The sequence below is a fragment of the Brevibacillus reuszeri genome (assembly GCF_001187725.1).
In the GTDB taxonomy this organism is placed as follows: domain Bacteria; phylum Bacillota; class Bacilli; order Brevibacillales; family Brevibacillaceae; genus Brevibacillus; species Brevibacillus reuszeri.
The window spans coordinates 1,470,916-1,489,145 of record NZ_LGIQ01000009.1; the positions used below are offsets into that span (position 1 = coordinate 1,470,916).

The 18,230-nt window shown below is 46.2% G+C and carries 23 protein-coding genes; 7 read left to right on the forward strand and 16 right to left on the reverse strand.

Going from position 1 to position 18,230, the window contains the following annotated elements; translation table 11 throughout:
• Positions 1-8 precede the first annotated feature (8 nt).
• The 7 genes from ADS79_RS21340 to ADS79_RS35735 all read right to left on the reverse strand — a co-directional run bounded on the left by ADS79_RS21340 (position 9) and on the right by ADS79_RS35735 (position 5,811).
• Positions 9-800 carry an ABC transporter ATP-binding protein gene (locus ADS79_RS21340; RefSeq protein WP_049740385.1) on the reverse strand — a complete coding sequence of 264 codons (792 nt, stop codon included), beginning with the start codon at positions 798-800 and terminating at the stop codon, positions 9-11.
• A gap of 214 nt (positions 801-1,014) precedes the next feature.
• Positions 1,015-1,452, reverse strand: a complete 438-nt coding sequence (locus ADS79_RS21345) for a hypothetical protein (protein ID WP_049740386.1) — start codon at positions 1,450-1,452, stop codon at positions 1,015-1,017.
• Positions 1,449-2,276: a DUF3100 domain-containing protein gene (locus tag ADS79_RS21350; protein WP_049740387.1), complete on the reverse strand. Its 828-nt coding sequence runs from the start codon at positions 2,274-2,276 to the stop codon at positions 1,449-1,451. The genes ADS79_RS21345 and ADS79_RS21350 overlap by 4 nt, the downstream gene beginning before the upstream one ends.
• Before the next feature lie 27 nt (positions 2,277-2,303).
• Positions 2,304-3,479, reverse strand: coding sequence for an amidohydrolase (locus ADS79_RS21355; RefSeq protein WP_049740388.1), 1,176 nt, complete (start codon positions 3,477-3,479; stop codon positions 2,304-2,306).
• 278 nt (positions 3,480-3,757) lie between these two features.
• Positions 3,758-4,072: a hypothetical protein gene (locus ADS79_RS21360; protein ID WP_049740389.1), complete on the reverse strand. Its 315-nt coding sequence runs from the start codon at positions 4,070-4,072 to the stop codon at positions 3,758-3,760.
• Positions 4,073-4,123: 51 nt separating this feature from the next.
• Positions 4,124-5,656 (reverse strand): amino acid permease, encoded by a 1,533-nt coding sequence (locus ADS79_RS21365; RefSeq protein ID WP_049740390.1) that lies wholly within the window; start codon positions 5,654-5,656, stop codon positions 4,124-4,126.
• A 17-nt stretch (positions 5,657-5,673) separates the two neighbouring features.
• Positions 5,674-5,811 (reverse strand): hypothetical protein, encoded by a 138-nt coding sequence (locus ADS79_RS35735; RefSeq protein WP_162839545.1) that lies wholly within the window; start codon positions 5,809-5,811, stop codon positions 5,674-5,676.
• A gap of 206 nt (positions 5,812-6,017) precedes the next feature.
• Here ADS79_RS35735 and uvsE point away from each other — a divergent pair, with 206 nt between their 5' ends.
• The 5 genes from uvsE to ADS79_RS21385 all read left to right on the forward strand — a co-directional run bounded on the left by uvsE (position 6,018) and on the right by ADS79_RS21385 (position 10,375).
• On the forward strand, positions 6,018-6,950 hold the full coding sequence (uvsE, locus tag ADS79_RS21370; RefSeq protein ID WP_049740391.1) for a UV DNA damage repair endonuclease UvsE: 933 nt from the start codon (positions 6,018-6,020) through the stop codon (positions 6,948-6,950).
• Between the two features lie 188 nt (positions 6,951-7,138).
• Entirely contained in the window at positions 7,139-7,306 is a 168-nt protein-coding gene (locus ADS79_RS35355) for a hypothetical protein (RefSeq protein WP_161807312.1), read from the forward strand.
• Positions 7,293-7,763 carry a hypothetical protein gene (locus ADS79_RS21375; protein ID WP_176600553.1) on the forward strand — a complete coding sequence of 157 codons (471 nt, stop codon included), beginning with the start codon at positions 7,293-7,295 and terminating at the stop codon, positions 7,761-7,763. Before ADS79_RS35355 ends, ADS79_RS21375 begins: the two co-directional genes overlap by 14 nt.
• 595 nt (positions 7,764-8,358) lie before the next feature.
• Positions 8,359-9,864: a histidine ammonia-lyase gene (hutH, locus tag ADS79_RS21380; RefSeq protein ID WP_049740393.1), complete on the forward strand. Its 1,506-nt coding sequence runs from the start codon at positions 8,359-8,361 to the stop codon at positions 9,862-9,864.
• Between the two features lie 85 nt (positions 9,865-9,949).
• A complete protein-coding gene (locus ADS79_RS21385) occupies positions 9,950-10,375 on the forward strand; it encodes a thiol-disulfide oxidoreductase DCC family protein (protein ID WP_049740394.1) in 426 nt (141 codons plus the stop codon).
• Between the two features lie 47 nt (positions 10,376-10,422).
• Here ADS79_RS21385 and ADS79_RS21390 read toward each other — a convergent pair whose 3' ends face one another.
• The 6 genes from ADS79_RS21390 to ADS79_RS21415 all read right to left on the reverse strand — a co-directional run bounded on the left by ADS79_RS21390 (position 10,423) and on the right by ADS79_RS21415 (position 14,303).
• Positions 10,423-11,343, reverse strand: coding sequence for an aldo/keto reductase (locus ADS79_RS21390; protein ID WP_049740395.1), 921 nt, complete (start codon positions 11,341-11,343; stop codon positions 10,423-10,425).
• 73 nt (positions 11,344-11,416) lie between these two features.
• Positions 11,417-11,926 carry an acyl-CoA thioesterase gene (locus ADS79_RS21395; protein WP_049740396.1) on the reverse strand — a complete coding sequence of 170 codons (510 nt, stop codon included), beginning with the start codon at positions 11,924-11,926 and terminating at the stop codon, positions 11,417-11,419.
• Positions 11,927-11,995: 69 nt separating this feature from the next.
• Positions 11,996-12,769, reverse strand: a complete 774-nt coding sequence (locus tag ADS79_RS21400) for a DUF3109 family protein (protein ID WP_049740397.1) — start codon at positions 12,767-12,769, stop codon at positions 11,996-11,998.
• The gene (locus ADS79_RS21405) at positions 12,766-13,089 is read right to left on the reverse strand and encodes a hypothetical protein (protein ID WP_049740398.1); all 324 of its coding nucleotides are present in this window, start codon (positions 13,087-13,089) and stop codon (positions 12,766-12,768) included. Before ADS79_RS21405 ends, ADS79_RS21400 begins: the two co-directional genes overlap by 4 nt.
• A 103-nt stretch (positions 13,090-13,192) precedes the next feature.
• Positions 13,193-13,477: a 4a-hydroxytetrahydrobiopterin dehydratase gene (locus tag ADS79_RS21410; RefSeq protein WP_049740399.1), complete on the reverse strand. Its 285-nt coding sequence runs from the start codon at positions 13,475-13,477 to the stop codon at positions 13,193-13,195.
• Between the two features lie 88 nt (positions 13,478-13,565).
• Positions 13,566-14,303, reverse strand: coding sequence for a class I SAM-dependent methyltransferase (locus tag ADS79_RS21415; RefSeq protein ID WP_049740400.1), 738 nt, complete (start codon positions 14,301-14,303; stop codon positions 13,566-13,568).
• A gap of 186 nt (positions 14,304-14,489) precedes the next feature.
• Between ADS79_RS21415 and ADS79_RS21420 the strand changes: the two genes are divergently transcribed.
• A complete protein-coding gene (locus ADS79_RS21420; RefSeq protein ID WP_049740401.1) occupies positions 14,490-14,921 on the forward strand; it encodes a VOC family protein in 432 nt (143 codons plus the stop codon).
• 18 nt (positions 14,922-14,939) lie between these two features.
• Positions 14,940-15,530, forward strand: coding sequence for a TetR/AcrR family transcriptional regulator (locus tag ADS79_RS21425; RefSeq protein ID WP_049740402.1), 591 nt, complete (start codon positions 14,940-14,942; stop codon positions 15,528-15,530).
• A gap of 62 nt (positions 15,531-15,592) precedes the next feature.
• Here ADS79_RS21425 and ADS79_RS21430 read toward each other — a convergent pair whose 3' ends face one another.
• The 3 genes from ADS79_RS21430 to splB form a co-directional block, all read right to left on the reverse strand.
• A complete protein-coding gene (locus ADS79_RS21430; RefSeq protein WP_049740403.1) occupies positions 15,593-16,279 on the reverse strand; it encodes a deoxynucleoside kinase in 687 nt (228 codons plus the stop codon).
• A 52-nt stretch (positions 16,280-16,331) separates the two neighbouring features.
• Positions 16,332-16,964 (reverse strand): deoxynucleoside kinase, encoded by a 633-nt coding sequence (locus tag ADS79_RS21435; protein ID WP_049741096.1) that lies wholly within the window; start codon positions 16,962-16,964, stop codon positions 16,332-16,334.
• A gap of 137 nt (positions 16,965-17,101) precedes the next feature.
• Entirely contained in the window at positions 17,102-18,175 is a 1,074-nt protein-coding gene (gene splB / locus ADS79_RS21440) for a spore photoproduct lyase (protein ID WP_049740404.1), read from the reverse strand.
• Positions 18,176-18,230: the final 55 nt, after the last annotated feature.

The following is an 18,230-nucleotide window of genomic DNA, read 5'->3' on the forward strand; positions in this document are numbered from 1 at the left end:
ACCGACACTTATCGCACAGAAGCTTCTTCTCCAAGGCTAATCCATGCTCTCCCCTGTGAGCGCTGAACATTCACAGGCACTCCAAAAAACTGTGTCAATCGATTGGCAGTCAAAACTTCCTGAGAAGGACCAACCTGATCTACTGCGCCCTCTTTGAGCAAAAGTGTATGGGTAAAGCAGGGCAATATTTCTTCGATATGATGCGTGACATACAAGAGAGTTGGTCCATCAGGCTGCGCTGCGATTTGTTCGATCATGGCTAGTAATTGTTCACGCGACAACAAGTCCAGCCCTGTACATGGCTCGTCTAAAATCAACAGCTTTGGTGAAGCCATCAGCGCACGTGCAATAAGCACCTTTTGACGTTCGCCTTGGGACAATGCAGAAAAAGGCCGATTTTTTAACGCTTCGCAGCCAAATGTATTCAGTAGATCCTCCGCCTTCTTCTTATCTTCGGCAGACGGAACGGAATACAACCCGATTGTCGCCTCTCGTCCGCTAAGCACAATCCGATAGGCCGTTTCATGATCATGCAGCTGAGCAATCAAAGCCGTGCTTACCCACCCGATTGTCTTTCGTACTTCTCGCAAATCTACTGTCCCATACAGATTACCTAGTACATTTACTTCACCAGATGTGGGCCATGTATAACCACAAATAATTTTCAAGAGACTCGTTTTTCCCGAGCCGTTTAATCCGACCAAACACCAATGTTCATTTTTGTGAACCTGCCAGCTGATGTCTTTCAGGATGGTGGTCTCATCTCTTTGCCACGTCACATTTTTCACATCTAGAATCATGCTTGCTCCACTCCTGTCTCTTTTTATCCCCGTAATCTTTCTGATTATTAAGAGTATACCCGTCCTTCTCCATTCGTTCAATTCTTTTATAGGTATCAAAACCGTTCAACTGCATGGTCTCTTGGCAATTCCCACGACCGTTCCTTCCGGCGGATGGAAAAAACCTCTATGAGCTAGTAGCTGCTCACAGAGGTTTGAGAAGGTTTGATGAGAATTAGAATTTGCCTTGAATCTTGAATACGATTTCTGCAAACAAGGTTGCAAACAAGAACGTTCCTGTAAAGACAACCAATGAAACGACAACAATCCGCCAGCTGAGCTCCTTGAACAAATGAATATCCTTCCCTAAGGACAAACCTGCATAAGCAAGAATTGGCGTAGCCAATGCCAGCAAATTGATTTTTGCGATTGATGCTGCGATGAATTCATTCCCTGGGAAGATAGGGGATGTTGCGATCATCGCGAACAAGGAAATCCATACAATCACTGGAGATTTGAATGGCAAAATTTTAGTGAAGCCCATCCCGATCAAGGTAACGATCGCAAGCAACAAAATACCTGGCAATCCTTCAGCTGGCCCTACCCCATATCCAATCCAGTTTCCGATGAGGGCGATGAGTCCGATAAGTAAAATAGTCAGTACTTGATTCATGCGCTGCGTCTACCTCCTTCTGTAGTGGAAGCGTTTTTGCGTCCGATAACAGGCTCAAGCCATTTGTACAAGCGCTGAGTAAGAGGCAACGAAATGAAGATACACACATAAGTTCCGACAATGCTCATCATCAAGTTAGCTGCACCTGAGTAAAAGGCAATATCTTTTGTCGCTTCCGGGAAAATGACGGCGAGAGATCCAGTTGCTGCTGCCATCATACTACCAGAACCAACTGCTGCTCCCATCGCAAGTGAAATCGGGTGAAACAGCCCACTACTACCTAATAAACTCGCTAAGATAGACATATAAATAGCACCAAACAGTGTTCCGCAAATGTACACACCCAATGCTCCGCGAGCTTCTGCAGAATTCGCTCCGAACTTGTCCACAATAATCGCCAGGTTTGGCTCACGGTCGAGAGAATACGTAGCCCCGATCGATTCGCGTTTCAAGCCGAGCCACAAAGCTACCGGCAACCCGAGAGCAATGGTACCAACGATATGACCGACCTCTTGTACGAGCAGCGATACACCTGAACCAAGGAGCTTTGGCAGCTCAGGTCCGATATTCGCACCCAGCTTCGCAATAAAGAGAAGAAAGGAAATACCCAGAATGCTAGCTGCAGCATTCATTTCTTTCTCTTTCAAAAGCTTGAATTTAGGCCAGCTGATTACTCCGCCTAAAACAAGCGCATACAACATGGGAAACAACGCAATGACACCGATGCCTATGTTGATTTTCTTTGTTCCGATAAACTCTGTCACTGCCACAAGTGCAAGCACAAGTAAATGGAGCTTGTACACATTAGCGCGTCCCTCAGTCATAATCTTCCCCCAGTTCTACCTTTTCTGTTATTCCATAACTACTTTTTCCGCCGCACGAATGAACAGCTCTACCCCGCGGACGAGACAATCTTCATCAAAATCAAAACGTGGATGGTGATGTGGGTAGGTAAAGCCTTTTTCAGGATTTCCTGCGCCCAATTGAATGAAGCAGCCTGGAGCCTTTTTCAGATACTCGGAGAAATCTTCTCCCGGCATGACTGGGTCGATGAAAACAATGTCTTCGTCCCCCCAGCGCTCCCGAATCGTATCCTCCATCAGCTTCGTTACGTTCTGATCATTGACTACAGAGGTATAGCCTAGTGAGTACGTAAACTCATAGCTCGCACCATGAGCATCAGTAATCCCTTTAACGATTTTTTCGATCCAAATCGGTATGTTTTTGCGGATTTCTTCGTCAAAGCAACGCGTCGAGCCAGTAATCGTCAGCGTATCCGGGATGATATTGTAAGCTGTACCTGCATTCAGCATGGTGACGGAAATAACCACCTTGTCCAATGCACTCACATTCCGGGAGACGATTTGTTGCAAATGGCTGATCACAGAAGCACCAATTACGATTGGATCAACAGTCATTTCAGGTTGGGACGAGTGTCCTCCTTTTCCCTGGATCGTAATGTCGAAACGATCCGTTGAGGAAGTCAATGCACCGTACAGAACACCAAACTTTCCAACTGGCAAATACGACGCCAAGTGGATCCCGATAATCGAGTCCATACCATCGGCAGCCCCAGATCTGACGATTTCAGCCGCTCCACCCGGTGGCAATTCTTCAGCATGCTGGAAAATGAAGCGAACTTCGCCTTTGATCTTGTCTTTATATCCTGAAAGAATCTTGGCTGCACCTAGCAGCATTGCCGTATGACCATCATGTCCACACGCGTGCATGACACCTGGCTTACTGGATGCATAAGGTACTTCATTTTCCTCATGAATCGGCAATGCATCAATATCTGCGCGAATTCCAAGAACCTTACCTGGCTCAGAACCAATAAGTCGAGCTACGATACTTGTTTTCGTAGGACGAGACAGCTCTAAATTACCGAAAGATTCTAACGTTTCATACACATATTGAGACGTCTTGTCCTCTTGGAACGATAATTCCGGATGCTGATGAAGATATCTGCGCCAAGCCACAACCTGCTCCGCGACTTCAGCCGCCAGCTTTTCTGCATTCCAGCTCATTTAATCCACTCCTTTTACCCTGTCAAACGTAGTGCCTTTTTTGATTAGTTAAGTAAAATTAAAAAAAATAGCTTTATGTGAATCTTATCATGCTTTTTTAAAAATAACAAATGTCCATTTCACGTGGACATATTACCAATTTTATCCTCCTAGCTTGTCTATTTATAAGTTATTTTAGAATTGTTTGTCTATTATGTCCATTCTAAATAAACAATCTAAACGATAAAAATATTTTATTGAGTGATTTTTAAAAAAACTCGATTGAAAACCCTTTCTTTTCACAAATTAATAGCAAATACACCAAATTGATTTCCAAATTGCCCCAACCAAATCTCCCCATCTCCCACCATTACACCTTGTGCATTTACAAACGTATCAGCCACATTTTGTTGGAGCAAAGCCTGTTTCACCTTTGGCGTCAGCAATTGATCGTACTCTGTCAAAAATTGCTGTTCGTCGTGGACAAACCGACTTTGCCCCTCCTTGTTTACACGCAGGGGATATTTCATTTTTTTTGCGACCAGGTGCTTGTCCCCTTTTTCTACCGCAGCCTGTAATTGTGCAAAAACGTCATGATCGTTTTGTTTGACCAAAAAAATAACCCCACAGCCAAAAGCTTGGCTATGAGGGCGACCAGTCGTTTTTTAGAGCTCTTTAAATTTTGCCTCTTGCCGCTTGATATCTTCTTCTGACGTACCAAGTGCAGCCTGTGGTCCTTTAAAATGCTTTTTGTAATACGCCAGATCCATGATCAACAACACGACAAACATGGCGATAAGTGCATACCCTGCAGTTTCGTTAGGCGGAATCACCATCATTACGCAAATAAATACAATCCAGATGAGACTCAATACGTTAATCGGCTTACTCCAATTGCCTAAGCTCCACGGACCATAATGCTTTTTCTGGAACAGACCGTTTGCTTCCGCTCTCAGCTTCAGATACAACGGAATTCCATAGGCTACGTACAATCCCACCACGCTAACGGCTGTCAGAAAAGCGAGTGTGGTATAGGTCGTATTCGGATTGATCGTTTTGACAATATAATCGAACAGCGCGAGTGCAAATGACAGAATAATAACCAGCCATATGGCTTTCGCAGGCGTTCTGTATTTTCTTGAAATTTCGGCCCAGTGAAGGCTCCACGGCATCCCTTTATCGCGCGAAAACGCATAAAGCATCCGTGAGAAAGACGTGATCGAAGCTAAACCACAGAACCACATCGCAAACGTAACAAACCACAAAACGACAGAACCAAAAGTTCCGCCTAATGCTTCGCTGATGACATAAATAAACGCATTGTCAGCCTGACTCGCAGCTGCAGCATTCTTGATCGACAATGTGACAAAGGCAAGCATAATAAAACCAAAAATAAAGGAAAAGGCCACAGAAGTGAAAATTCCCCAGGCTGCTCGAACCCGTGGATTAATGGTTTCTTCGATCGTATGGGCGGAAGCATCATAACCGGTAAATGTCCATTGCGCTTGCAAAAGACCAATTAAAAAAGCAATCGCATACGGTTTATCGGAGAAGGTTTGCCCTACCTGGAATAAATAATCGAGGGGTTGAAGCTCATGACGTGAGAAAAATACCAGACTGCCAACCAAAATCACGACAACGCCGATATGATACCAAGCAGAAAAGTCGTTAAGTCGTGCCACCAGCCTGATGCCGATGTGATTAAATGTTCCGTGAAGCAGCAGTGTAATCCCAAACAGGATCAAGGTTGTCGTATCTGTTGAAGTATAGCCAAATGCACTGGCCAAAAGCGGATCGGCAAACAAGGAAAAGGAGTAGTCGATGCCTGCTACAATCCCGATTTGCCCGATCAAGTTAATCCAGGCGGTATACCACCCCCACCTCTTGCTGCCTAAAATCGCAGCCCAGTGGTACAATGCTCCAGCCGTCGGAATCGCGGATGCCAGCTCCGACATCGATGCAGCAATCAAAATGACAAACAAAGCAACAATCGTCCAGCCAAACCCCATCATTCCCGAGCCGCCATACAAAAGTCCATGTCCATATAACGAAACCGCGCCAGTTAAGATGGAAATAATGGAAAATGATATCGCGAAGTTGGAAAATCCGCCCATATCACGAAGCAGCTCTTGCGCATAACCAAACTTATTGAGGTCTTTTTTGTCCTCCAGCAGCTGGTGCTCTTTTTCCTGCTTCATTCGCATTCCCTCCTTTATCACGAATTCGATTTTGTGCCGATAAAGCTTTCGTGCTTGCTTTCATCAAACTTGCGAACATTTTCATTAGCTCGGTAACCAATTGCTACGGCTACGCCAATCGTAATCAATATGAGCAATACCCCAAGCAGCAGCATAGAACCCCTCCTTTCTTCCTACATTTTTCTTGTGACATGGCGACAGGATTAGTACATTTTACGTTGCAAAATCTGGGCTATACCAGTTTGGTTTGTCTATGGGACCTGTGAAGGTTATCCCTTGGCTGGGAAGTTTTCAGGCAAACATTCGGTTGTAGCACAGGGAATACTATTATCATGACGCCGCCTATAAGGGAGGGAGTTCCTTGATCCGTTTGGGCTATGCCTGCATCAGCGTAAACACCAAAAACAATCCAAACAAAAAGACGACAGTTGCCCAGTTGAACAAGCTGGAGCCTCAGGCACGACTGAAAAAAATGCGCCAAGTCATGCAGACCAATTTCTTTAATCTGATGGATCTGCTCGCCTACAATGTGGAACGGCACATTTTTTTGTATCGTCTCCCCTCCGAGTTTGTACCGCTTGCTACCCATCCCGTTTCCGCTGAGTGGGATTGGGCCAAGGAGTTTTCATGGGATTTTCAAAAAGCAGGCGAATTTATTCGTAAAAACGGAATTCGCATGACTGCCCACCCAGGGCATTTCAACATCCTCAATAGCGATAAACCGTCAGTGATTGAATCGACGATCACAGATTTCGCCTATCACGCACGTGTTTTCGATTTACTCGGGTTAGACGATAACTCGGTCTTGGTTACACATGTCGGAGGAGTTTTTGATGACAAGGCAGCTTCCTTGGATCGGTTTGCAAGTAACTTCGAACGACTTCCCGAGAATGTAAAAAAACGCCTCGTCTTGGAAAATGACGATACGTCCTTTACGATGCGCGAGGTGCTGGAGCTATCGGAGAGACTTGGCATTCCAATGGTTTTTGATATCCACCATCACATGTGTCATTCTGATGGTGAAAACTGGGTGGATTATTTGCCACGGATCATTCGAACCTGGGGTGAGCGCACGCCAAAAATGCACTTGTCATCGCCAAAATCAGAACAGGAATTCCGCGCTCATGCTGATAACATTGACGTGGAACAGTTTATTCAATTTGTTTCAGCGTTGGGTGATTACAATGTTGATATCATCCTGGAATGTAAAAACAAAGATGATGCACTGTTGACCTTGCGTCGTGAATTAAAGAAAAAAGGAATAAGTGTGGAAGCCTTTGCTGAACAGGCATAAGCGATACCACTCGATTTGGTCGCAAAAGAAAACGCCAAAGAACGCCAGCTGATGAACTGGCGTTCTTTGCTATGTTTTTAGAAGGAACAACCGCAATCACAGCCGCAATCATGTCCTGAAGAGGAAGAATGTCTGTGTCCGTGCCCGAACGATGAGGATGGACCGCGTCCGAATGAGCTGCTGCCTTTATGATGCCAGGATTGGCAGCGGTCGTGATAATGCTTCATTCTCCGTTGGTGATGTCTGTAATGCTTGCGATATTCATTGTATTTGCGTCGATTGTCGCGATGTTTTTCGCATTTGTGGTGGAAATATTGCATCCGATCCATATGGAACTGGAATTTGAACAAATATAGTTCAACTTCCATGCCGGCTTCCATTCTATGCCTTGGTGGCATCGCATTCGGTGATGCATTCGGTGGTCTTCTGTTCGGCATCATCGAACTAGGAGGCATTGGATTTGCTGGTCTGCGATTTGGCGGCATCATGTTTGGTGGTATTGGATTCGATGGTCTGCGGTTTGGCGGCATTGGATTCGATGGCATCATGTTTGGCGGCATTGGATTCGATGGCCTACGGTTTGGCGGCATCGGGTTTGATGGCATCATGTTTGGTGGCATTGGATTCGCTGGCCTGCGGTTTGGCGGCATTGGATTTGATGGCTTCATGTTTGGCGGCATTGGATTCGCTGGCATCTGGTTTGGCGGCATTGGGTTCGCTGGCATCCGATTTGGCGGCATTGGGTTTGCTGGCTTCATGTTTGGCGGCATTGGGTTTGCTGGCTTCATGTTTGGCGGTTTCGGTATGTTCTGATTGGGATTAGGCATAATTGGCCTTTGTGGCATCGGACGTACTGGCTTTACCGGTTGAGGACTGGGCATTTCTGACGACGGATTCATCGGTGATGGCTTCACCGGAGAAGGCATTGAAGGAGATGGCATCATCGGTGATGGCATTGGCATACTCGACGAAGGCGGTTTCGGCATTTCTTTAGGACGCCTCGGCTGTGCTGGAGGCATAGGCGGCATTTTGCGTCGCTTTTCCACTGAATCATACACGTCCTTTCGGATGAACTAACACAGTACATGGTATGACATATATCCCGCTCAAGAAACGACACTCGCCCAGTTTCCAAAAATGGACTAAGCCCGATTTTTCGAAATTAGTGCAGTCGCCGTGACAATATGCATCTTGACTGCACGTATACATCGGTTACAATTAAGCAATAACTATTAATAATCTGACAGTTGCATGAGGACGAAAGTGAGGAAAACGTATGTCGCCGGGCTGCCGCTTCAGGCTTTCACGTTTTGCCAATTTCATATACACCCGGGAAGAGGGGTTAGGATATTTTATCCTAACCCCTCTTTCTTTTCGTTCTCTGCTCTGCTAAAGGAGGAAAACAAACATGAACAAGCAACCTGAACTCGTAAAATTAGATGGAGATCATCTTCGAATTGAAGAGGTGGTTTCCATTGCACGTCGTTTTACCACGATCGAACTCACACTGGAATCGATAGAAAAGGTCCGCCATTCTCGCTCCATGGTAGAAAAAATGGTCAGTGAAAATCGTGTTGTTTATGGAATTACCACTGGCTTCGGCAAGTTCTCGGATGTCATGGTTCAAGGTGAGGACGTAAGCAGGCTGCAGGAAAATCTCATCATGAGCCATGCATGCGGGATGGGCGATCCCTATCCAACCGATGTCGTCCGGGCGATGATGGCACTTCGAATCAATGCTCTAGCCAAAGGATACTCGGGGATTCGGGAAGAAACACTGATGCATCTGGTAGAAATGTGCAATCGTGGTGTACACCCTGTGATTCCTCAGCAGGGCTCCCTTGGTGCCAGCGGGGATCTTGCGCCTTTGGCTCATATGGTATTAGTCATGCTCGGCAAAGGACAGGCAACGGTAAACGACAAGCTTTTAACAGGAAGTGAAGCACTGCGCGAGGTCGGTCTTTCCCCTATTCGCTTGCAAGCAAAAGAAGGGCTCGCTCTCATTAACGGAACCCAAGCCATGACTGCTCAATTGTGTCTTGCTCTCTATGATGCTCGTATCGCTTTGGAGAGCGCTGAAGTGATCGCATCCATGACGATCGAAGCTCTGCGCGGAATTCCAAAAGCCTTTGACCCTCAGCTCCATCTTGTTCGCCCCCATCCAGGGCAGCAGGAATCTGCCAAGCGATTGCTTCAGCATCTTGCGGGAAGCCAGCGTACAACAGAACAAGGTGAACTGCGCGTACAGGACCCTTACAGCCTGCGATGCATTCCCCAAGTCCACGGTGCTACCAGGGATACACTCGAATATGTCTGGACTACTGTATCACGCGAGTGCAACAGTGTGACCGATAATCCTGTCCTCTTTACAGAAACTGGGGACGTCATCTCGGGTGGTAATTTTCATGGACAGCCAATGGCCTTTGCCGCAGACTTCTTGGCAATTGCGATTGCAGAGCTCGCCAATATATCAGAAAGACGTACAGAGCGACTTGTCAATCCACAGCTAAGTGGACTGCCTGGATTCCTGACAGAAAACGGTGGGCTTCATTCCGGCTTTATGATTACGCAATATGTAGCCGCTTCCATTGTTTCGGAAAACAAAGTGCTCTGCCATCCTGCCTCCGTCGACTCGATCCCATCCTCGGCGAACCAGGAAGACCACGTCAGTATGGGTACCACCTCCGCTCGCAAGCTTCGGACCGTCGTAGCCAATACTACAAAGGTACTTGCGATCGAGTATTTGGCTGCCGCTCAAGCCATAGACTTTGGTACAGGGGAGCTTGGAGCAGGCACATCACGCGCATATCAAGCACTTCGTTCCGTCATTTCACGCTTGCATGATGACCGTGAGATGCATCCCGATCTCACGAAGGCGGAAGAGCTTGTTCAACAAGGCACATTATTGTGGTAAAAATGCGTTCATTCCTACAAACGCGCGACGTTCTCTGATAAACTAGAAGTGGCTATAAAAAGCTACTTCTATTGGAGGGCTGCAAATGAAGCGCTCATTACCGCCTGGCCATCCAGATCATATTTTACTTTTTGACGGTGTTTGTCATTTATGTCATGGCGCCGTTCAATTCATTTTAAAACGCGATCCAACCGGTCATATTCATTTTGCCTCCCTGCAATCGGAAAAAGGACAGGAGCTGCTCCACTATTTTGATTACCCGGATCGTGGACTGTCATCGGTTGTGTTCCTCTCCGATGGTCAGCTCTACACGAAGTCAGATGCTGTTTTGCGTATAGGAAAAAAGCTATCCGGAGCGTGGCCGCTTCTCTCAACTGCCGCACAGCTAGTTCCACGTTTCCTGCGCGATGCTTTATATGATTGGGTAGCGCGCAATCGTTATCGCTGGATGGGCAAAGCCGAACAATGCATGCTGCCTACCCCGCAAATCAAATCTCGTTTTATCGATTGAATCCGTGCAAAACAAAAGGAGGAACCAGTCCAGCTGGCTCCTCCTTTTTATGACCGTACTGCTTGTGGATGCTCGTCACTGACATAGTCAGCGGCTTTGGCATTTGCCTCTACCTGTGCAGGGTTTTTACTGCCTGGAATCACCGTAGTGACTGCTGGATGATTTAAGCACCACGCTAAAGCCCATTGTGCCATATCCATGCCCTCGGGAACTTCCTGCTGTTTGATTTCTTCAACCTGTGCAAGCAAATTGCGAACATGCTCCTGGTCGTGACGGTGGCGAACGTCGTTGCCAGCAAAAACCGCTCCTGGCTTGTACTTTCCACTGAGGTACCCGCTTGCAAGCGGCACACGTGCCAACACACCCAAATCTTGCTCCTGGCAAGAAACAAAAACCTCTTCCTCCGGCTTTCGGTCCAAACGGTTGTAGACGACTTGGACCGCTTTTGCATTGATTTTGGATGCAGAAGCCGTTTGGTGCAGGTTATCGTTTTTGGCGATTGATAAACCGAGATGTCTGATTTTCCCGGCAGCAATCTGCTTATCGAGCATCGTCCACAGAGCGTCATTGTCAAACGCCTCATCCGGCCCAGAGTGGAACTGATACAAATCGATATAGTCTGTTTGCAGTGCCTTCAATGATTGATCCAGCTGCTGGAGGACCGACTCTGCAGAGTAGTCATTCGTCCTAGTAAATCGCTCATGAAAATGATGACCGAATTTGGTAGCAACAATCCAGTCCTCACGTCGATCCTTTTTCAAATACTCGCCAATCAGCTTTTCAGACAAATGATCCCCATAGCATTCTGCCGTATCGATCAGGTTGATTCCCAGTTGCTTTGCTTTGTCAAGGATCTGATCTACCTCAGCCTGGCTAAAGTCCATTCCCCACTCGCCGCCAAACTGCCAAGTACCTACTCCGATCACCGAAACCTTCAGATCGGTTTTCCCTAGTCTCCGGTATTTCATCCCCATTCCTCCCAGGTTTGAAAATGTAGTGCGTCCTGAACGAGCTGTCGCTCAGGTTGAAAGCACGCTTAGACTAAATGCTTTTCTTAACCGACAATTGGCTAATAAAGGCTTGCGTATTGCTTTTTCGCTCCTTGCGCATTTTCTTGCGCTCGTCAGCAGACGTCATGAGATTTTTCTCTTCCTCTGTTTCAGGGACCACAGCCGCCACTTCCGTTGGGTTCCCCTCTTCATCCAGAGCTACAAATGTGAGAAACGAGGTTGCGGTAAGCACGCGATCACCTGACTGCAAATTTTCAGAGATCACCTTCACAAAAACCTCCATGGAGGTTCTGCCTGTCGAAGAAACGAATGCTTCTAGGCAAATGGAGTGACCCATTTTAACAGGAGCGAGAAAATCTATCGAATCGATGGAAGCCGTTACAACTGGACGCCGTGAGTGACGCATAGCAGCAATGGCAGCTACTTCATCTATATAAGCCATCATGGTTCCACCGAAAATCGTTCCATGATAATTGGTGTCGGATGGTTGTACCAAAGAAGCCTGGATTGTACGAGATTCCTGTGTTGTCTTGACGTTCATTTGTTGTTACTCCTTTGCAAATCTACTTTAAGCCTCACCCATCATAACACATGGTGTGGATGGTTCCAATCACACTTGCACACTTAACAGGTCGTAGCGATCTGCCAGAATTTTTTCAACATGATCCGCTTCTTCCTGCAATAAGTAACGCAGTAATGGCAGGTTCCATTCATAGGCCGGGCGATATCCGCCCAGGGCAAATAAATCGTCACTAAGGTGAACCGCAAGCTGTCTACGATTTCGGCTTGCACAGTAAAATTGCTCCAAATAATCCGTCCCCCAGCGAGAAAACGTGGAGGTCTCCTGCGTAACGGCAGTTAGCAATATATTCTCGCCTGTATCAATCAGATCGATGGGATACAATTGGCAGCTAAAAGGCTTGAGCGAATGCACATCATGCCCTGTCTCTTCCGCATAGGCATGGATCGCGCAACCATATCGTCCATTGTTTTCTTGATAAAACAGACAATTGCCGTGCCTCATCCGAATGGTTCCCACAAGCTGCTCTGGGTCCCATACGCCTTCCTGATGCAAAGCTTTTTTCACTTGCTCATCTTTGATCCGTTTCGAAATCTCGGGAATCTCTCCCTCAATAATGGGAATCTGCCACTTTTCTACCGCGTAAGGCTGTCCACCTTCACAGCATGTTTCACGATGGACCTTCCGACAGTTCCAGCAATCCAGATGAAACAACGATAAAAGCGCGGGAACATCGACCAAATACTTCTGCGTCTGAAGCATTTGGTCTTTGTTTTTTTTGATATATTTTTCGCAATGATAAGCTTCTCTCTCCGTGATCGGATCAGGAGTACCTACATAACGAAAGGCATGTTTCGTTTTCATTTTGCCAAAACGATCTCCGCTTCTGTACCAAAAATTTGGAGACGTCCTTCATTGTATGTCGCCAAGTCTACTTCCTCGCCCGGAATTTCCATCAATATTTCCACTGTCTCGTTCTCTTCATCAGCGAATAGAAGCAGCAGGTCTTTTTCGTCGAATTCATTTTCGGTCAGCTTGACACCTACCAGCTGTCCACGAAACTCGGCAACCTCTTCGTCATCCTCACTGTCTGTATCCCATTGGGTGAAAGTAATCGTTGCCTGCTGCTTTTCAAAGTCACCTGTCAATATGCTCAATAACCGTGCGTGCTGCTGAATTTCCATTTCATTTCCCTCCGTTACTTGTTCCTCGTGCTCATCATATCAAACAATCGGATGGAAGCAAAAGAAATACCGCTTCAAAAAAGAAGCGGCTACTTCCTTTTGCTCAGCTGACTTTGCTGATCGTCTGAGCGAGTGCAAAATCTTTTCCTGTCAAGCCTTTTGCTTCACGAGTAGCGAGTGTAAAGGTAACCATCCCGCCGTTTAGATGAATCTCCACGTGCTGGCTATCTGGCTCAAGCAGTTCTGCTACTCGATTGACAAAACTGATCGCTGTAGCAAAGTCTCGACAGTTGTAAGTGCGTGATAATGCCATCCTGTCCTCAACCAGCTTCCATCCTGGCACCTTGCCCAAATACAGTTTGACCTGTTCCAAAGACAATCTGCTCATGTCCAGACGCCCCCTTTTGTCCGATTAATGGTTGTTACACCATCATATTCACCAGACGTAACGGTTAGTCACGCTTATCCGCTTTATCTTACTGCTTAATCGCATAGAAAATCATGCGTGGTGATTCATTTGCGACATACTCTTCGAATTGATAATTACCAAATACTTGAATTTGCCCAAAGCCTGCTTGCTCAAGCATGGCAATCATTTGTTCTACCTGAAAAAGTCGAACCTGCTCGTGATATACTCTCGGCTCGTCGGTCGCATCTTCATGAATGACGATTCGTTTTTTTACAAAACCATTTTCGATCCAGCGATTTTCCTCAATCAACATGGTGCCGACTTCCTTTGTAGACTGCGCGACCAAATTCGCGGTTACGTAGGCGGGATTCAAATAGTCGATTATTACTTCGCCTTCCGTTTTCAACGCCTTTGCCATGTTTCGGATAACGGTTGCATTTTCCTCATCCGTAGAAAAGTAACCAAAGCTGGTGAACAAATTCACGACGATATCAAATTCGCCCTGATACGGAATATTACGCATGTCACAGCGGGCAAAACTCAGCTGTGGATAGGTGTTCTGTTCCTCTGCCAACTGCAAAAGGACAGGCGACAAATCCACTCCTACCACATCGTACCCCCGGCGAGCCAGCGCACGCGAATGACGCCCGCTCCCACAGCAAAGATCGAGTACCCGTCCTGTGTCCTTGATCGGCAACCGTTCCAGTAAATTGGCGATCTCTCCATCGGCTGCCGAGTCATCCCGGTGCCGATACACAAGCACGTAATCTTCGCGAAAGCTGCGTTCAAACCATTCTTCTGCCATGTCTGAGCTCCTTTATCGTTCCAAGATGTTCTTATTATACCACAGAGGGGTTTATCCGCAGGCGTTTTCCCATGCGCAAAGTGTAGAAAGGAGCAAGCCATGAGCAAATATTTTTGCTTTTCACGCTTGCATACATACAGTATGTATGTTAAATTGTTGATATCTTCCAATAAGGGGTGCCTATATATGAAAGTAAACAGTTTTTATCCAGTCATTCTTACGGAGCAGGTTGCTGCAACCGCAGCTTTTTACATCGATCATTTTGGTTTTGATCTTGTGTTTGAAGCAGATTGGTATGTCAGCTTGAAAAATAATAAAAGTATCCCTCCTTTTGAACTGGCTGTTCTTGAATCGACACACTCAACCATTCCTTCGGGCTTTCGCCAAACGACAAATGGGATTATCATGAATTTTGAAGTGGATGACGTAGACGCCGAATACGAAAAATTAATCAAAAAAGCTGGTCTGCACCTCCAACTGGATATCCGAGACGAGGCTTTTGGGCAGCGCCATTTTATTACCTCCGATCTAAACGGAGTATTAATTGATGTCATTACCGTCATCCCGCCATCTGAGGATTTCAGCAGCCAATACATTGAAAACGACAGCAGGGAATAGACAGGAGTTGCCTTTTTCATGAAAACATCAAAAGCAGAGCAAGCCAAACTAACCATCAGCAAGCTAACAGAAGTAGCCAGGGACTTTTTTACCACATATGGATATGCCGATGCCGCCATGGAGGATCTGGTCAAAAAAGCCGGACTAACCCGTGGTGCTCTTTATCATCATTTTGGCAATAAGGAAGGTTTATTTATGGCAATCCTTGACTTGGTTCAAAAAGAAATTGCCGAACGTGTTGAGACAGAAGCCGGAAAAAGCAGTGACCCTTGGGAGCAGCTGCTTCTCGGTTGTCTCGCTTTCGTGAGCGCTGCCGTCGAAAACCAAAACAGACGCATCCTGTTGATTGACGGTCCTTCAGTGGTAGGCTGGGAGGCGTGGCGCAAGATGGATGAACAGCATTCCATGCGACTCTTGCGGGAGCAGCTTGAAGACATGGCGCAGCAAGGTTATCTCAAGTCTTTTTCGATAAACGCGATGACCCATTTGCTATCGGGAGCGATGAACGAGGGTGTGCTCTGGGTTGCACAGATGCCAGATCAGGAACAGGCTCTGCTGGAAATAAAGACTGCACTATCGCTTTTGCTGGAAGGCTGGAAAGCAAAATAAGAACAAAAAGGCACCCCTGCTTCGCCAGCATGCGTTGTAAGGGGTGCGCTATATTTTTACCATTATAATCTGGTAGCTCGTCCAATACGAATTTTTTCCGCTACGCGAGCAATGATATTTTCAACAGATGTCGGATCATCCACGACATCATATTCATTGATATTGACACGCAAAATCGGACAAGCCTGAAACGAGCCAATCCATTTTTCATAGCGTCCAAACAAGTCTTGCCAATAATCGATGGGAGTTTGCTGCTCCATCGGACGTCCACGCTCTTTGACGCGGTCAATAATATCGTCAAAGCTGCCTTCCAGATAAATCAGGATGTCTGGATGCGGGAAGTATGGCGTCATCACCATCGCTTCGAATAATTCCGTATAAGTGCGATAATCTTCTTCGGTCATATTGCCTTGTTCATACAGCATGCGGGCAAAAATTCCTGTATCCTCATAAATCGAGCGGTCTTGGACAAACCCTCCACCATACTCAAACATTCTTTTCTGTTCCTTGAAACGCTCAGCCAAAAAGAATATTTGCAAATGAAAGCCCCAACGCGACAAATCATGATAATAGCGGCCCAGATAAGGGTTGTTATCCACTTTTTCTACCGAGACACGAAAACCTAGCTGCTCAGCCAGAGCATGTGTAAAGGTAGACTTGCCTACCCCGACTGTTCCTCCAATCGTAATGACCGCATTGCTTGGTATTCCGTATTTTTCACGGATTTGGCTGCTTTGAAACCTAGACATGTACGCAACTCCTTATTCACAATACTTGCAAACTGACTGAAAAATGATGCCGTTACGCCTTAAGCGCACGAATCTGTGGTTCGAGACGATCCAATACATAGCGCAAATCCTCTGGTCTATGTACGAAATCCAGATCATCACAGTCAAATTTGATAACCGGTACTTCTGGATGATGCTTTTCAAACGCTTTCATAAATTCATCGTAATCCGCAATCAGATTTTCCATGTAGGATACATCCATGGATCGCTCCACTTCCCTATCCCGCAACCCAATCCGCTTCATGACCGTATCCAGCGAAGCTGTCAGATAGATAACCAAGTTCGCCTGTGGTAAATCCTCAGTCAAAATATCGTAGATTTTCAAATACTTGGGCAAGTTTTCTCCAGTCAAGGTCCTTTTGGAAAAAATAGTATTTTTAAAAATATTATAATCAGATACAACAGAGATGCCTTGATTTAAATAATCGTTGTGGATGTCTTGTAATTGTTTGTAGCGATTGCACAGAAAAAACATTTCTGTCTGGAAGCTCCATTCCGCAATATTCTCGTAAAATTTTCCCAAGAATGGATTTTCGTAAACGATTTCTTCCAGCAGCTGCAACTCAAATGCACGACTTAGTTCCCGTGACAAAGATGTTTTGCCGATGCCAATAGGTCCCTCGACAGTTATTAATATGGACTTCATGTATGCTTCGAATCCTTTCACGAAAATGAGAGCACTCCATATTTTAGCACGCACGCAATCTTTTGTCGAAACCATTCGAATGATAGCCAAAAAAAAGAAAAACTGCTCCCAGTGAGAGCAGCTTTCCAGCCGGTTCATCATGTAAAATATTCGACGCGTGCCTGCGGGAATAATCGAGCGATTTCCCGCTCCAAATGTCCTTGCAGCGCTTTTGCTTGCACATCAGGATAAACGTACTTGCCTTTGCCGTATTTTCCCCACTTGTACTTGCGCTCTTCCTCGTTCATTTCCAGCTTCGTTTTCGGATACCGCTGCAGGATCAAGTTTTTGGCGATTTTTGTAAATCTGTGCTGGATCAATTCAAAAGTCAAATCCTCCAAAGCCTCGGGAACCAATTGGGTACGTAAACTCTCCAACAAATTCGTGTAGCCTGCCTCCCAGCCATCAAACCAGTATAATGGGGCAAGAATAAACCCTAACGGATAGCCCGCTTTCGCTACCTTGCCCGCTGCTTCGATACGTTGACTGAAGCTGGAAGTGCCGGGCTCAAAATTTTTGATGACATAATCGGCGTTCATGCTGAAGCGAAACCGGGTATGCTTGTTATGACTCGCATCCAGCAAGGAATCTACGTGATGAAATTTGGTAACGAACCGCAGGCGTCCAAACTCCTGTTTCCCCATAAATTCAATCGCCCGTTTCAAATTGCCTGTAATATGCTCAATACTAACCGGATCGGATGTACAGGCTGCTTCGAAGCGGGTAATTTCCCCTGGACGCTCCTGAATGTATTTGTTTGCCTGTTCGAGAATTTCATCTGTATTGACATAGACACGAACATATGGCTTGGTGCCGATATTCGTATTCAAGTAGCAGTAGTGACAATGAGCGGCACAGCCAGTAGCAAGCGGGATCGCATATTCAGCAGACGGTTTCGAGGTTTCGAATTTTAACGTCTTTCTTACCCCGATCACAAGTGTGCGCTTCGCGTTGCGGTACTTCTCTACATCCGTCTCCCCTGGTATGCCCCTTACCTGATTATGGCTTGTAGTCATTTGCATCGGTATACCTTCGTCCTGAAAACGGCGATACAGCTCTTGTCCAAGTGGATATTGAAGCGCATTTGGCTCCACAAACACATAATCCGGAACAAAAAGCCGGGAGCCCTTCTGTTCTGTTTTTTCTGGTGCTTCCATAAGTGTAGTCGCCATCGAGAATCACCCCTTTGACTAGTATGACCCGAGTTGCTTGGTCTTGCTGAGGGGA

Coding starts and splice junctions, on each gene's coding strand:
- ADS79_RS21340 (WP_049740385.1), bottom strand. CDS start 800: ATGATTCTAGATGTGAAAAATGTGACGTGGCAAAGAGATGAGACCACC.
- ADS79_RS21345 (WP_049740386.1), bottom strand. CDS start 1,452: ATGAATCAAGTACTGACTATTTTACTTATCGGACTCATCGCCCTCATC.
- ADS79_RS21350 (WP_049740387.1), bottom strand. CDS start 2,276: ATGACTGAGGGACGCGCTAATGTGTACAAGCTCCATTTACTTGTGCTT.
- ADS79_RS21355 (WP_049740388.1), bottom strand. CDS start 3,479: ATGAGCTGGAATGCAGAAAAGCTGGCGGCTGAAGTCGCGGAGCAGGTT.
- ADS79_RS21365 (WP_049740390.1), bottom strand. CDS start 5,656: ATGAAGCAGGAAAAAGAGCACCAGCTGCTGGAGGACAAAAAAGACCTC.
- ADS79_RS35735 (WP_162839545.1), bottom strand. CDS start 5,811: ATGCTGCTGCTTGGGGTATTGCTCATATTGATTACGATTGGCGTAGCC.
- ADS79_RS35355 (WP_161807312.1), top strand. CDS start 7,139: ATGATGCCAGGATTGGCAGCGGTCGTGATAATGCTTCATTCTCCGTTG.
- hutH (WP_049740393.1), top strand. CDS start 8,359: ATGAACAAGCAACCTGAACTCGTAAAATTAGATGGAGATCATCTTCGA.
- ADS79_RS21385 (WP_049740394.1), top strand. CDS start 9,950: ATGAAGCGCTCATTACCGCCTGGCCATCCAGATCATATTTTACTTTTT.
- ADS79_RS21390 (WP_049740395.1), bottom strand. CDS start 11,343: ATGAAATACCGGAGACTAGGGAAAACCGATCTGAAGGTTTCGGTGATC.
- ADS79_RS21395 (WP_049740396.1), bottom strand. CDS start 11,926: ATGAACGTCAAGACAACACAGGAATCTCGTACAATCCAGGCTTCTTTG.
- ADS79_RS21400 (WP_049740397.1), bottom strand. CDS start 12,769: ATGAAAACGAAACATGCCTTTCGTTATGTAGGTACTCCTGATCCGATC.
- ADS79_RS21405 (WP_049740398.1), bottom strand. CDS start 13,089: ATGGAAATTCAGCAGCACGCACGGTTATTGAGCATATTGACAGGTGAC.
- ADS79_RS21410 (WP_049740399.1), bottom strand. CDS start 13,477: ATGAGCAGATTGTCTTTGGAACAGGTCAAACTGTATTTGGGCAAGGTG.
- ADS79_RS21415 (WP_049740400.1), bottom strand. CDS start 14,303: ATGGCAGAAGAATGGTTTGAACGCAGCTTTCGCGAAGATTACGTGCTT.
- ADS79_RS21420 (WP_049740401.1), top strand. CDS start 14,490: ATGAAAGTAAACAGTTTTTATCCAGTCATTCTTACGGAGCAGGTTGCT.
- ADS79_RS21425 (WP_049740402.1), top strand. CDS start 14,940: ATGAAAACATCAAAAGCAGAGCAAGCCAAACTAACCATCAGCAAGCTA.
- ADS79_RS21430 (WP_049740403.1), bottom strand. CDS start 16,279: ATGTCTAGGTTTCAAAGCAGCCAAATCCGTGAAAAATACGGAATACCA.
- ADS79_RS21435 (WP_049741096.1), bottom strand. CDS start 16,964: ATGAAGTCCATATTAATAACTGTCGAGGGACCTATTGGCATCGGCAAA.
- splB (WP_049740404.1), bottom strand. CDS start 18,175: ATGGCGACTACACTTATGGAAGCACCAGAAAAAACAGAACAGAAGGGC.